Origin of the sequence: Pseudomonas brassicacearum, from assembly GCF_918698105.1 — a bacterium.
Lineage (GTDB): Bacteria > Pseudomonadota > Gammaproteobacteria > Pseudomonadales > Pseudomonadaceae > Aquipseudomonas > Aquipseudomonas brassicacearum_F.
In genome coordinates this window covers 252,110-266,165 of the sequence record NZ_CAKKMI010000001.1, presented here as the reverse complement: position 1 = coordinate 266,165, position 14,056 = coordinate 252,110, and the positions used below count along the sequence as shown (strand labels likewise).

The following is a 14,056-nucleotide window of genomic DNA, read 5'->3' as shown; positions in this document are numbered from 1 at the left end:
CGCGATGGCGGGGTGTCAGTCGACATGAATGCCAACTGAACCGACGCCATCGCGAGCAAGCTCGCTCCCACAGGGTTTTGGGTTTTGACGGCTGATCAGTGACCAGCCGCCCTCACTCAATCAAACATTCGGGCAAGGCACCGGTGCCCAGTCGCCCAGGTCCGGGTTTTTGCACATGCTGTTGACCTGAGTGGTACCCGCGCTAGCGACCTGCTTGCTTTCATCCTGCTTGGCCTTGGCGGTCTGCAGGGTTTTCTCGGTGGTCACCGCTTCTTTCGGCACGACTGGCAGTTCTTTCTTCTTCGCCGGCGTCACTTTCTTCTTGGTCTTGGTGCTGGTCTGCGCCACAACCGGCGTGGTATCGGCGGTGGCCACGGTCACCACGTCAGTACGCTGCACACCCACTTGCTGCAGGTCTTTCTCGTAAGCCTGGGTGTAGTTGTTCAGGTCTTCGGACGCCTTGCCGTTGACCGCAACGATCAGATCATTCGACTCTTTCAGGCCGGAAACGATTTCTGCCAGGCGCTTGCGGCCTTCAGTGTCGTTGACAGTCTTGGCCTTGCGGTCGGCAACCAGTTTGCTGAACGCGTTCTGGTAGCACTGCTGCGAGGTCTTGGCGTAGGCGGTGCTGCGGTCGATGTCGGAGACGCTTTTGTTGACGTCAGCGGCGTAGGACGCGATGCGCTGGTTGTCATCGGCGATCTGCTTCTGGCGCTCGGTGTAGTAACCGGCTGCACCACCGGCCAGGGCGCCGCCCGCGGCACCAATGGCGGCGTTGCGGCCACGGTCTTCCTTATCGGCGGTCAGGGCGCCCAGCAGTGCACCGCCGACTGCGCCGACGGCCGCGCCGGTGACCACCGACTTGGTCATGTTGCCTTCGGTGGAGCGCAGGTGCTGCACCGGCTCGTAGCAGTTCGGGTAGTACTCGACCTTGGTGCTCGAGGCGACCTTGGAGGTCGGCGACGTGGCGCAGCCGGTCAGTACGGTGCTGAAGCCGACAGCGACCATCAGCAAGTGACGCTTGGAAACCGAAGCAAATGGTTTACGGGAGAAAAGCATAGTTGTGTTCTCATTTAAGTATTGACCCGCTCAGCGCGGCGCTATCGCCGCCTGAGTCCCTTCCAAGCTCGCTGACAACGAACACTCAAGACCGCTGAGCGCTCGATGCGAGCAATTCCTTCAATATCGCCGCCGGGTCGGCTCGTTTTTGCTGACGATAGTCCCCGACATGACGAACGAATAACGTTGCACGCGCCACCAGGCTCTTACCCAGTACCGGTTTGCGCTCCAATTCTTCCTTGATGCGCTGGAACTGCGCCTGGATCACGGCATCGGTGTAGCGCGTGCCGGTCGCCAGGTTGTCGATATAAATCGCCACCGCGCCCTCGAGCGCGCTGCGACCGTTATCGATGGCCGTGGCGAACAGCGTGGCGCTGGCCTCATCCTTGGCATCCAGCGCGGCTTGCCGACTGTTCTGCAGATTGGTCAGGCGAATGTTGTAGTTGTTGACGGTCTCGGCCACCAAGGCCGACGACTGAATCAGGTTGCCCGCCGCTTCCTCGCGCTGCTGGGCGATGAGCGAGACGTTGCGCTTGAGCTCTTCGTTGACCAGGCCCAGTTCGGCTTGCAGGCGCGGATCGACGCTGGCGGCGATGATGCTGTCCAGGCGCTTGGTCGGGTCGTCGGCATCGTCGATGGCATCGGTCAGCGACGCGAGCCGCCCTTCTTTCTGCCATTGGGCGAACAATTCCTTGTAGCGCGAACGCGGCGCCGACAACGCACCGACGGCCACGCGGAAACCGGTGGTTTCGTTGCTTTGCTCGGTGCCGTCGGCGGCGAACAGCGGGTATTCGCGGCGCATGCCGGTGAACAGCGTGCCCTCGCCTTCCAGGTAGTTGCCGCCCTTGACCACGAAGCCGCCATAGGCGCCCTGGCGGCGACCGGCGTGCACCAACTGGAAGGATTCCTGGACCATCTCGGCGGCGTTGCCCACCACGTCAAACAAACCGATAGGGTTCGGCAGCTTGGTGCCGATGGGCAACAGCCGTGCCGCCTGACCGGTGCCACCAGCGACCTGGTTGAACACCGCCCAATCGGCCAGCGGCCCGTCGCTTTCACTGCCTTCCAGGCGCCGCGGGAACAGGCGCCCTTCCAGGTCCTGACGGCTCACCGCCTGGCCGCCACGGGCGGCGAATTCCCACTCGACTTCCGTCGGCAAACGCACAAAACCCAGCCCGCCATCTTCGGCGGAGGTGCCACGGCCGCTCACCGGCAGCAAGTCCTTGTGGTATTTCATCAGCCAGGCGCTGTACACCGCCGAGAAACGCTCAGCCTCGAACTTCGACAGTTTCACCTTGGGCAAACGCCCGGCCACGCCTTGGGGCAATTCGGCTTGCAAGGCTTCGCAGGCCGGCGCCGCTTCACCGCTGGCCAGCGATTGCGCCTGGGCCATGACCTGGGCGTATTGCCGGGCCGTGACCTCGTACTTGCCGATGAAGTACAGCATCGGCTTGAGCGGCGTCTTGGCGTCGGTCTTGGGCATCAACGGCGTGATGGTCTTGTTCCAGTCCTTGGGCAGGTCCTTGAGGGTGAACTGGCCGTTGATGAAGTCGCGCCGGTAGCCGGAAATGAACGACTGTTGATAGCCCGCCTCGCCTTCGCTGAACGGGTAACCAAGGCTGATCTCACGGTCGTCCAGGGTGCCTTGGGCGAGGATGTAGACGTAGCGGAACACCATCTGGCCTTCGCACGGCAGCGGCAGGCTGACGTCGTCGGGCAATGGCTTGGGGTTGTCCAGCTTGTCCGTGCTCTCATCCGCCCAGACCAAACCGGCGAGGCTCAGCGCCACGGCGGCGCCCAATAACTTATACATCGCGAATTCCTTCACACGCCTGGATGCGCGCCACCCGCCAGCCACCACAGGCCGCCGCGACGGCACTGACGCCGAGCACGGCCACCAGGGCCAACGCGTAATGACGCACCAGCAGATGGCTGGCGTACTCGCCGGGCATCTGCGCAAATAAATAATTCAGGCCCGACTGCGCCAGGCCGTACAGGCCGGCACTCAACAGGGCCGCAAAGGTGGCGCTGTAGAGCGCCTGCAACACCACGAACAGCAACAGCGCCGCGGTGGAAACCCCCAGCAGGCGCAACACCGACAGCTCCCGGCGCTTACGCTCGACCGCTGCCAGGGCACCGGCAAAAATCGCCGCGAATGCCCCGGCCAACGCCAACCCGGCGATGATCCAGAACACGATCGACAGATTGCGACTCAACGATTGCACTTGGGCGATGGTCTGGGCCTGAGTCGAAACCAGCAGGTTTTGCCCGGCGAAGTACTGGCGCAGCGGCTCGACGTCGCCGAGGCTGCGAGCGTACAGGCGAAACGCCGGGTAGACCCGTTGCTCGCTCGCGCCCACAGCATCGCCGGGCCAACCGAACGCGGACACGGCTCGGCCGTCACGGTAATCCTCCGCCGCCTCCAGCAACGCCAGCGGCGCAAACAAGCCGTCCCGAGCGAAGGCTTCCAAGGGCAGCACGTGCAGCACCTGCACACGGGTGCGCTGCGCCTCACTGCGACCGGCCACCTGCCGGCCGAAACTGGCCTGCAACCAATCGCCGGCCTTGGCGCCGAGCTTTTCCGCGGCGGTCTGGCTGAGCACCACTTGATCCAAGCCTTGCGGCACCGGCAAATGATCGAACAAGGGATCGCTGGCCGCGGTGGGAATCATCTCGACCGTGACGACCGAAGCATCGTCGCTCAAATCCGCCGTAGCGGCGATCTGCCGGGTGCGCGGCAAAGCAAAGGCCACGTCGCCGCGCAGGCTCAATTGTTCGACGAATTCGGCACTGAAACGACCACCGCCCAAGGGGATGATTTCCCGGGTCGCCGGGTCGTTCTGCAAGCGTTCGGTGAGGCTGCTGACCAGGCCGAACTTCAGGCCGAACAGCACCAGCAACGGCGCCACCACGGCCATCAAAGCCAACACCGAGCAGGCCGACAGCCAGGCATCGTTGCGGTAATCCTGCCAGGCCAGGGAAGCCACCAGCGCGCCGCGCATCAGCAAGCCTCCCCAAGGGTGGCGGTGACACCGCCGTCGACATCGCGACGGCAACTGATGCGCCGCACCTGCAAACCGCTGGCGCGGGCCAGCGCCTCGTCGTGGGTGGCGACCACACAGCACACGCCGTGCTCGCGCGCCTGGGCCACCAGCAACTGCATGACGCGCTCGGCGTTGAGCGGGTCGAGGGCGGCGGTCGGTTCGTCGGCCAGCAACAGGCGCGGCCCATGGGCCAACGCCCGGGCACAGCTGACCCGCTGACGTTGGCCGACGGACAAGTCCGCCGGTTTCTTGTCCAGTTGATCGGCAATGTCCAACTGCCCAGCCAGGCGCGTCACGCTTGCGTCATCCTTCAAGCCCAGCAATTTGCGCGACAACGCGATGTTGCCGCGCACATCCAGGAAGCCCAACAGGCCGCCGGTTTGCAGAACATAACCCAGGTAACGGCTGCGCAGCTCAGCCAAGGTGCCCTGTTGCGACGCACGCCACAATTTGGCGATGTCCAGCGGCGTGTCGGCGGGGGTGAAGTCGAACTGCCCGGCCTGATCCGGTGCCAACACCAGCGCCAGCAAGTCCAGCAAGGTGCTCTTGCCACAGCCACTGGGACCGACCACCGCCAGTTGTTCGCCGCCGCGCAAATGCAGCCGTGGAATCACCAGGCTGTAGCGCTGGCTGCCGGCGCCCCGGCTTTTGTGCACAGCGTTCAGGGTCAGCATCACGGCAGCGTCGACAACGGAACGCGGTACAAGGCATCGCCCGGCTCGGCGTCGCCGAAGCGCACCCAGTTGGCGAGGTCGTTGTGGAAGGTTTCGTAGAGGCGGATTTTCGAGTCCAGCTCGTCGATGAAATCTTCTTGCTCGGCCACGCTCAAGGACAGCCACAAATCCTGGGTCATGTTCAGCGACTTGCTGCGGTACGGCAGCCCTTCGAGGTACTCGCCGAGAATCCCGCCGTTGGCCAGGTTGCCGCCCTTGCGCAAGGCCGAGGGGTCGCGGCTCATGTAGGCACTGGCGCTGGCGATTTCCTGGAAGAAATCCTTGGGCGAGCTCTGGGTCTTGCGGGCCGCGTCGACGATCAGCTTCAGCGACTGCTGCAGGTCGTTGAGTTGCAGCTTGGTCAGCATCACGCAGACCTGGAACGCCGGCAGCGCCGGGTTGGTCAGGTCGCGGTCGGCGGTCCAGGCGCTGACCAGTTGCGGCGCCTGGCTGGCGGATTTGCGTCCCAAAAAGTCCATGTGCATCGCGTAGCCGACCGCCGCTGATTTGTCGGCCAGGCTCGGCGCGGCGCTCAACAGCGGCACGCTTTGCGCCTTGTTGCTGCGCACCTGATGCACCAGGTCGGCGAAGACCGAGCCGATCTCGTCGACACGCTCGCCGAACTTGCGCACGTCGGCGCCCGGCACCGGGATGTACAAGTCGCCGATCTGCGGGTTGGCGTCGGCGGTCAGGGTGCGGTACTGGCTCTGGGCGCCGGCGTGGGTTTTCTTGCCGGCGTCGCTGAGCAGGTGCAAAGCGTAGATCTTGATCTGCTTGCCCAGCGCGGCCTGGCGCACTTCGGCCTCATTCATTTGCGTGGCGGCAAAGGGATCGTTCTTGCGCAGGGCGCCGGCGTCGGTGACCAACAGGATCAAACGCCCGCCGTAACCGGACCAGTCCATGCCTTCGACGGCTTCCATGACCCCGGCAAACGCATCTTCGTTGAACGAATGGCTCGACACCGTCGAGGCCTTGACCTGTCGCGCCAGTTCCATGAAACGTTGCGGGTCGCGGCCCTGCTCCAGGGTGATCAAGGTCTTGGCGGTGTACTCCAGGCCCGGGGTTTTCTTGATGCTGCTGCGGAAACCCACCATGCCGAAGCTGACGCTGTCCAACTCGCCACGCTCGGCAATGCGGGTTTGCAGTTCGTGGACCACGTCGCGCACCTGGTCGATGTAGGGCTGCATCGACACGGTGGTGTCCACCACCAGCACCACGGCGGTGCGGAACGCGTCGGCGTTGGCAGTGGTGATCGGCGTGTTGCCGGACGCCTTGGGGGTGTTGCCCGGATCGATCGACGCCACGTTCAGCAACTGCACCGGTTGACCGTTTTCATCCAGGCTCTCGCGGGAATCGAAGATCGGCAACAGGTAGAACTGGCTCTGCGGCACCGCACTGGCGGCCGGTTCCAGGGCCAGCACTTGCTGATCCTCCTGCGGGCTCTGCTGGGCCTTGAGCAACACGTTCTTGGCGGCCGATGGGTTGGCCAGGAGCTTTTCCACTTGGCCAGGCTGACGCAGGAACATCACCGGCGCACGGCCGGAACGCTCGGTGAACTTGAGCACCAGGCTTTGCTTCCAGTCGCTGACCTGGGCGGCGGGCAACCAGCCGTCGCTGCGCCCGTCAGTGGCCGCACCGACCCGCACCCAGGCGCTGCCATCCACGTCCTTGCGCTGATACACGTACAACACGGAAAACGCCGGCAGCGCCTTGCCCGGCACGGCGCCCGGCGCCTCGGCGAGCTTAGCCCCCGGTTTGCTGAGCACGCGCTGAAACAGGGTTTTCTTGCCGGCCATCAACAGCGGACGCTGGCCGCCATCGGCCTCGGTCGCCACGGGTGGCTGGGCAGCGGGTGGTTTGACCGCCGGCACCTCGGGGGTCTTCGGCGGCTTCACTTCCGGTGGCTTGACCGAGGTGGTCGTGGCCACTGGCGTCTTCACGTCTTTGCCGTCATCACCGGCCAACCACCAATAACCCGCGCCACCCAACGCCAGCGCCACGGCGACCGCAACGGCGGCCAGGGCGAACACCGGCCCCTTGCGCTGCTCCGACACCGAGGATTGAACCGGCGGTTTTACTGGCGGCGCAACGGGTTTGGGCTGCGATTGTGGCGGTGGTGCTGAATAAGCCGGGCCGCTGGGAATGTCGATGGACATGGGCGTCAAACCCGCCAAGTCATCCACCGCAGGCGCTGTGGTCGGCAGTTGCAACGACAACGGCCGGATCAGCGTCGCTTCCGCCGATTCGTCTGGCAGGTTATCCAACGCCCGCAGCAACGCCGCCGCATCCGGGAAACGCTCTGCCGGATCCTTCGCCAGCAGCTTGCGCAACACGTCCTGGTAACGGCCGTGGTGTACCGGCAGTTCCGGCAAGGGTTCGGTCAGGTGCGCCAGGGCCGTGGACAGTGCGTCGTTGCCGGTGTACGGCAGCTTGCCGACGAGGATTTCGTAGAGCACCACGCCCAGGGCATACAGGTCGGCGCGGCCGTCGATGTCTTGGCCACGGGCCTGTTCCGGGCTCATGTAGCTGGGCGTGCCGACGGCGAAACCGGCCTGGGTGAACTGGGTGCGGTCGTCCAGGGATTTGGCGATGCCGAAGTCCGAAAGCACCGCCGTGCCATCGGCGCGGAACAGGATGTTGGCCGGCTTGACGTCACGGTGGACCAGGCCCAGCCCATGGGCATAACCCAGGGCCGAGGCGATCTGGCGGATGTAGGTCAGGCCCTGCTCCGGCGTCAGGCCCGCGGCGATGCGTTCCTTGAGCGTGCCGTTGGGCAGGTATTCCATCGCCATGTAATACAGCTCACCGACGTTGCCGATGTCGTGGATGGTGACGGTGTGCGGGTGCGACAGGCGCGCCAGGGTCTTGCCTTCGCGCAGGAAACGCTCGCAGAAGGTCGGGTCGGCGGCCAGCGCGGCAGCCATGACTTTCAACGCCACCTTGCGTTCCAGCGAACGCTGGGTCGCCAGGTACACGCTGGCCATCGCGCCTTCGCCGATCGGCCCTTCGATGTCGTAGCCGGGGATGACAATGTTCAGGGTCAAGCTCATGACGGCACCTTCACGACCACCACAGTGATGTTGTCCGGCGCGCCGCGCATCAGGCCCAGGGACACCAGGCTGCTGGCGATTTCGCCGGGCTCGTCGTGGCTCAATACTTCGCGGATTTCATCGTCCTCGACGGTCTTGGTCAGCCCGTCGCTGCACAACAGGTAACTGTCGCCGGGCACCAGCAGCAGCTCGGTCAGCGCCAGGTTCAGTTGCGCCTCGACGCCAATGGCCCGGGTGACGATGTTGGCCCGCGGATGTACCCGCGCTTCGGCTTCGCTGAGCAGGCCGCTGTCCTGCAGATCCTGGACGTAACTGTGGTCGCGGGAGATGCCTTCGAGCACGCCGTCGCGCAGGCGATACAACCGGCTGTCACCGGCCCACAGGCACATGCCGCGCAGGTCACGAGCGGCCAACACCACCACGGTGCTGCCCATCATCGTCACGCCACGGTTGGCGGTTTCTTCACGCACGGCGGCGTTGACCCGCAACAGGTCGCTTTGCAGCGCCGCGACGTATTCGTCCAGCGAACGCCCGACGGCAATGCTGCGCAGGCTGTCGACGATCAGGCTGCTGACGTAGTCGCCCGCCGCGTGCCCGCCCATGCCGTCGGCCACCACCCACAGGCCATTTTCCGGCAGGTCCAGGCAGGCGTCCTCGTTGACCTGGCGGACCATTCCGACATGGCTCTTGCTTGCAGACTTGATTGCTTTTCCGGCACTTGGACGCATCTACACAACACCTTCTTGGCCGAGCAAAAATTGCGCAAAATCAGCCGCCGCCGGCAGTCCCTGGCAGCGCATCAAACCTGGGGCAATGCGTTCCGATCCCTGGCCCCACCACAGGCTCGCGCCTTCGCAGGCCGCCTCGGCCAGGGCGCTCATGCGCCGCTGCGGGTCGGTGGCATCGAAACGATGCAGGCTGGCAAAGCGGCTGCTCGGCGTGCGCGGCAGGACCATCGGGCTGCCCAGGGTCTCCAGCTGTTCGTTGAACGTCTCGAAACTGGCCTCCACGCTCAACGTGCTCAGCAACAGGTTCTCGACCCGTTCAAACCACTCGTCCGCACCGCCCACCACCGACGCCGGGTCCGCGTCGGGCTCCAGCAGCATCGCGACGGTCAGCGGGAAATAACGACCGACCCGGTCGATGCTCGGCATCACCACCCCGACCGCGGCGTCCGGACCACACACACCCGGCGCGACCATGAAGCGCCACAGCGGGCTGACCAGATAGGCATCCAGCCAGCGCTCGCCGAGGCTGGTCTGGCTGGCGAGCAAACCCGCCGCCAGCCACGAATCCCACGGGCCGATAAAACTCTGGGGCAAGCCACGGCTGACGAAATCGCCGCGGCTGGCCAACTTTCCATAAAAGCCCGCTGTACTCATAGCCGCTCCGGCAGGCTGAAGCCGCTGAGCACCCGGCTCTTGAATGGGTTGAAGGCGCTGTTGGCCCGCAGCTCATAAGAGGCGCTGGCGCCATCGACCCGCAGCCGCAGGTTGAAGCGATCCGGCGAGTTGCCGGCGGTCAGGTCCGATTGCTCCAGCAGCCGGAACCAGGCCCACGGCCCGTCCAGGGTGATGCCGGAGCGACCGCTGGACGACGGCGGCATGATCGAGATCCGCACCACGCCGATGCTGCCCGGGTTCGGCCACTGCATGGCGGTCGGGCGGCTTGGGCCGTGGTCGTAGCTCAACTGTTGGCCGTCGAGGTCGAGCAGGAACTGGGTGATGGTCGAGTCCATCGCCACCGGCTTGAGCTCGAAACGCACCATCGGCTGCGTGCCACCGGAACGGAAGAACGCATCGCGGATGGTCGCCGCGCGCTGGAAGGTCTGCAGCACGCCGGGGGCGATGCCGAGTTTCTGCGCCGCGCCCGGCTGCCAACGCCAGGTCGGAGTCGAAGTGTCGACGTAGGGTTGCAGGTACTTGCGGAAGTAGTTGTCCATCACCCCGCCGACGCCGAAGAACTGGCCGAAGTCGTCCAGGGTCGCGTCCCGTGCACTGCCTGGCGACATCGGATAGCGCCCGGCCAGGGACTGGCGATAGATGTTCACCACTTCGCTGGTCCAGGCGGCGTTGAGTTGGTTGCGCACCCCGCCCATCATGCTGTTGGTGGTGGAGTTGACCACCGACTTGACCAGGCCCTGCACCAGCGGCGGCTGGCGTTCGGCATTGAGGCTGACGCGCGTAGCGGCGGCCGAGGCCTGGTTCTTGGCTTCGCCGAGCAAGGCGTCGCCGCTGGCACCGACCATGGCGCTGACCTGCACGTACAAAGCGTTCATGTCGGCCAGCAAGCCATCGATGGCCGCCGGCTCGCCTTCGCTTTTGCTGACGATGCTGTTGAGCTCGGCGAAGTGCGCGGTGATCGGGTCATCGCTTTGCGCCGGCGCGTTTGGCGTCGCCTGTTCTTGGCCGAGCAAGCTGCCCAGGCGTTCCTTGAGCTTGTCCACACCGCCTTCCACCGGCGCACCTTGGGCGGCCAGCAGGCGTTCATCCTGTTGCAGGTCGGTTTCCTTCGCCACCGCCACCAACAGTTTTTTCAACGGCGAGGTCGGGCCGGAAATCACCCGCAGCACATCGGCGGCCTGGGCGACGCTGGTGATCGGCACGAAGTCGATGTCGGCCAGCAAGGCATCCCATTGGCGCAGGTAGTCCTGGAAGTACAGGCGACGCACGTCGGCGGCCAGGCTGGCGACGTTCTGCTGATCGGCCTGCTCAAAGCCCAGCACCCATTGCTCTTCGGCCAGGGTGCCGGTCTGGCTCAGGCTGGTGAGCAAGAAGCCCTGGCGGTAGCCCTTGACGGTGAAGAACCCGCTCAGCGGCTCGCCCAATGGCTTGCCGCTCTTGCGGCTGAACACCAGCGCCGCGTCACGCCCGGCGGCTTCGTTGATGCGAAAGTCCGGGATGCCTTCAGGCAGCTTCTGCCGCTTGATCCGGTCATAGACCCGCTGGGCCACCGGCAATTGCTGCAACTGGCGGCGCAGGTCTTCGACCAGGCGTGGGTCGAGGCGCGCCAGGGGCGGACGCCGCTCGAACAACGCCTGCAAATGCGCGGTCAGGGCCTGGCGCTGCTCGGCCGGCAAGTCCCGCGGCAGGCTGCGGTCCCAATCCAGGGCGATCCAGGCCTTGATGAAGTCGGCATCGTAATGCTCGGTGTCGGCGAGCATCAGGTAGGCCTTCAAGCCTTCGTAGAGGAAATCCGAATTGCCGCCGCTGTGCAGCTGCTCTTCGATGCGCGTCAGCAAGCGTGGCGCGAACACCGCGATCAGCAGCTTGCGGTAGACGCTGCCGGACTCGGCTTCGAGCATGTCGCCCTGGTACAAGCCCAGGCCTTCGGCCCAGCTCGGGGCGTCGTCAGCCAGGTGTTTCACAGCGTTGAGCAACGGCAACACGGCGAGGACGTCGCGTTGTGCCGGGCTGAGGTTCTGCACGGTTTGCCCCAACGGCGCGACCTTCTGGTCGACCTGGGCGATGTAGGCCTGGTTGGCGCGGTAGCTGACCCACCACAACGTGCTGACCACCAACACCAGCACCACGGTGGAGGCCAGAACGCCGCGGGCGATCCACTTGCGCCGCCGCTCGACTTTCGGATCGACGCCCACCAGCCCGCGCTCGGCGAAGGCCACGGCGGTGAAGAGTTTTTCGATGAAGTAGCTGCGCCCGGTGCCGGTCTGGCGCGCCAGGTGCTGACGGTCCAGGTTCATGCTCTGGGCCATGGAGCCGATCAGGCGGTCGATCGGGCTGCCTTCCTGGGTGCCGCTGGTGAAATACACGCCGCGCAGCAACACGCGCTCTTCAAAGGCGTTGGGTTTGAACACGCCTTCGAGGAAGCTTTGCAGGCAATCTTTCAAGGCGCCGAACTGCTGCGGGAAGCCGTAGATCAGATCGCGCCGCGCCGGGTCGCGCTCTTGTTGCAGGCGTTCCACCAAGCGGTCGTTGAGGCGCTGCTCAAGGCCGGTGAATTCGCTTTGCAGGTGCGCCAGCGGGCTGTCGCTGCTCTTGCCATCGTCCAGGGCGAAGGTCATGCCCCAGACCTGGGCGCGCTCTTCCTTGCTCAGGGTATCGAAATACTCCATGAAGCCAGGCACGAGGTCGAGCTTGGTCAGCATCAGGTAGATCGGGAAGCGCACGCCCAGTTGGGTGTAGAGCTCCTGGATCCGCAGCCGGATTGCGGCGGCATGGGCGGCGCGCTCGGCGTCGCTGCCCAGCAGCAGGTCGGACAGGCTGATGGCGATGAACGCGCCATCAATCGGGCGTCGGGCCCGTTGCTTTTTCAACAGGCCCAAGAAGCCCAGCCAGGCGGCCTTGTCGATGGTCGCGTCGCTGTCCTGGGTGGTGTAGCGGCCGGCGGTGTCGAGCAGGACCGCCTGGTCGGTGAACCACCAATCGCAATTGCGCGTGCCGCCGACACCACGTACCGCACCGGCGCCCAGTTGCGCGGCCAGCGGGAAATGCAGCCCGGAGTTGACCAGCGCGGTGGTCTTGCCCGAACCCGGCGGGCCGATGATCACGTACCACGGCAGCTCGTAGAGATTACGGCGCTCGTCACCGCCCAGCTTGGCTTTCTTGAGCAGGGCCAAGGCTTCGTCCATGCGCTGGCGCAGGGTTTCGAGCTCCTCGGCGGTGGCGATGCTGGTCGGGTCCGGTGGGGTTTGCGCGGCCAGGCTGCGCATCACTTCGGCGGCCTGACGGCGCGCCTGGATAATGCGAAACACCCGGTAGGCGATCCATACCGCGAACACCAGGATGATCAACGCCCAGCGCCGGCCTTCGGGCACCAGCCAATCGAGCAGCGGGCCCACGAACCAGATGATCAGGCTCAGGGCGATCAGCCCCAGCAATGGGATGACCCAGCGGGTCATAAAACTGAAAAACGCCTTCACTCGACCCCCTCCGCCAATACTGTGATTTCAACCCGACGGTTGCGCGCACGCCCCTCTGTGGTGGCGTTGGATGCCAACGGCTCGGTGTCGCTGCGGCCTTCGGCGCTGAAGCGCTCGGGCTGGCCGGTCTTGGCCGAGAGAATTTGCAGCACCGATTGCGCCCGCGCTTCGGACAACGCCCAGTTGGACGGGAACCGGAGGGTGGCGATCGGCCGATTGTCGCTGTGCCCAGTGACCAGGACCTGGCCCTTGACCTTGCGCACCGCATCGGCGATGCGCAGCATCAGCGGCTGGAAGTCGTCCTTGATGCTGGCGCTGCCCGAGGCAAACAGCTCATCGCCGCGGATGGTCACCACCGAGCGGTCGACGGCGTCCTCCACGGCAATGCGGTTGGCGCGGATTTCATCGGCGAGGAAGCCGGCCAGGCGTGGTCGCTCGATCACCTTCGGTTGCACCACGGGGCGGTCGATGGTCTGCACCGGGATTTCACCGAGGAAATGAATGTTCTTGAACACCGGCTCGGCATCGGAGGCCAGCTTCATGCGCAGGCCGAACAGCAGCGCCAGCAACAGGGCGGCGCCGATGGCCACGGCGATCCATGGCGGCATGAATTGCGCCAGTCGATCACGGGCCACGGTGACACCGCGCCAGTGCGGCGACAGCTCGCGCTCGTAGTCGCCACGGGCGCTGCGGATGACGGCGGCGGTGCGCTCACGCAACGCTTCCAGTTGGCTGCGACCGTCGTTCATCACCCGGTAGCGCCCTTCGAAACCCAGGCACATGCACAGGTACAAAAGCTCCAGCAGATACAGGCGCTCGCGCGGGCTTTGCAGGCAATGCTCCAGCAACTGGAACACCTTCTCGCCGCCCCAGGCTTCGTTGTGCACGGTGATCAGCAGGCTTTGCTTGCCCCAATCGCTGGTGCCGCCCCACGGCGTGCTCAACACCGCTTCGTCCAGCGCGGTGCACAAGGCGTAGCGGGCCAGCAACACATCGTTGCGCACCACGCCGGCGGCCTCGGCACGCTCTTCGAACTGGCGCAGGTAGGCCAGCAGTTGCGCGCGCAGACTGGCCGGCGCCGGGTGGGCAATGGTGTTGCGCAGGCGCGTCAGCAGCGCCAGCAGCGGGCCGGCGGCGCTCTCCAGCGGGTTGAGCCCCTCGGCCTTGCCGGTCAGGACCGGCGCGGCCGGCATCGACAGCGGTGCGGGCGCAGGCGTCGGCTGTGGCCGACCCGCGTCCGGGCGGAAGGGATCTCCACCACGGCCACCGGGCGTCGGCATGAACTGGGTACGATCGTCGTTACTCATCGCG

General features: G+C 65.3%; 9 protein-coding genes. All 9 read right to left on the bottom strand.

Going from position 1 to position 14,056, the window contains the following annotated elements; all coding sequences use genetic code 11:
* Window positions 1-120 precede the first annotated feature (120 nt).
* Window positions 121-1,059 carry a type VI secretion system-associated lipoprotein TagQ gene (gene tagQ, locus LQ215_RS01090; RefSeq protein ID WP_230147010.1) on the bottom strand — a complete coding sequence of 313 codons (939 nt, stop codon included), beginning with the start codon at window positions 1,057-1,059 and terminating at the stop codon, window positions 121-123.
* Window positions 1,060-1,144: 85 nt separating this feature from the next.
* Complete coding sequence (locus LQ215_RS01085; RefSeq protein WP_230147009.1) at window positions 1,145-2,872, bottom strand: formylglycine-generating enzyme family protein; 1,728 nt, start codon at window positions 2,870-2,872, stop codon at window positions 1,145-1,147.
* Window positions 2,865-4,061: an ABC transporter permease gene (locus tag LQ215_RS01080; RefSeq protein WP_230147008.1), complete on the bottom strand. Its 1,197-nt coding sequence runs from the start codon at window positions 4,059-4,061 to the stop codon at window positions 2,865-2,867. Before LQ215_RS01080 ends, LQ215_RS01085 begins: the two co-directional genes overlap by 8 nt.
* Window positions 4,061-4,777, bottom strand: coding sequence for an ABC transporter ATP-binding protein (locus LQ215_RS01075; RefSeq protein WP_053189197.1), 717 nt, complete (start codon window positions 4,775-4,777; stop codon window positions 4,061-4,063). Before LQ215_RS01075 ends, LQ215_RS01080 begins: the two co-directional genes overlap by 1 nt.
* A complete protein-coding gene (locus LQ215_RS01070; RefSeq protein ID WP_290369060.1) occupies window positions 4,777-7,866 on the bottom strand; it encodes a serine/threonine-protein kinase in 3,090 nt (1,029 codons plus the stop codon). Before LQ215_RS01070 ends, LQ215_RS01075 begins: the two co-directional genes overlap by 1 nt.
* Complete coding sequence (locus LQ215_RS01065; RefSeq protein WP_046064486.1) at window positions 7,863-8,594, bottom strand: PP2C family protein-serine/threonine phosphatase; 732 nt, start codon at window positions 8,592-8,594, stop codon at window positions 7,863-7,865. The genes LQ215_RS01070 and LQ215_RS01065 overlap by 4 nt, the downstream gene beginning before the upstream one ends.
* Entirely contained in the window at window positions 8,595-9,248 is a 654-nt protein-coding gene (gene tagF, locus LQ215_RS01060; protein ID WP_230147007.1) for a type VI secretion system-associated protein TagF, read from the bottom strand.
* Window positions 9,245-12,745: a type VI secretion system membrane subunit TssM gene (gene tssM / locus LQ215_RS01055; RefSeq protein WP_230147006.1), complete on the bottom strand. Its 3,501-nt coding sequence runs from the start codon at window positions 12,743-12,745 to the stop codon at window positions 9,245-9,247. Before tssM ends, tagF begins: the two co-directional genes overlap by 4 nt.
* Entirely contained in the window at window positions 12,742-14,052 is a 1,311-nt protein-coding gene (locus tag LQ215_RS01050) for a DotU family type VI secretion system protein (protein ID WP_013694571.1), read from the bottom strand. Before LQ215_RS01050 ends, tssM begins: the two co-directional genes overlap by 4 nt.
* Window positions 14,053-14,056: the final 4 nt, after the last annotated feature.

Coding starts and splice junctions, on each gene's coding strand:
- tagQ (WP_230147010.1), bottom strand. CDS start 1,059: ATGCTTTTCTCCCGTAAACCATTTGCTTCGGTTTCCAAGCGTCACTTG.
- LQ215_RS01085 (WP_230147009.1), bottom strand. CDS start 2,872: ATGTATAAGTTATTGGGCGCCGCCGTGGCGCTGAGCCTCGCCGGTTTG.
- LQ215_RS01080 (WP_230147008.1), bottom strand. CDS start 4,061: ATGCGCGGCGCGCTGGTGGCTTCCCTGGCCTGGCAGGATTACCGCAAC.
- LQ215_RS01075 (WP_053189197.1), bottom strand. CDS start 4,777: ATGCTGACCCTGAACGCTGTGCACAAAAGCCGGGGCGCCGGCAGCCAG.
- LQ215_RS01070 (WP_290369060.1), bottom strand. CDS start 7,866: ATGAGCTTGACCCTGAACATTGTCATCCCCGGCTACGACATCGAAGGG.
- LQ215_RS01065 (WP_046064486.1), bottom strand. CDS start 8,594: ATGCGTCCAAGTGCCGGAAAAGCAATCAAGTCTGCAAGCAAGAGCCAT.
- tagF (WP_230147007.1), bottom strand. CDS start 9,248: ATGAGTACAGCGGGCTTTTATGGAAAGTTGGCCAGCCGCGGCGATTTC.
- LQ215_RS01050 (WP_013694571.1), bottom strand. CDS start 14,052: ATGAGTAACGACGATCGTACCCAGTTCATGCCGACGCCCGGTGGCCGT.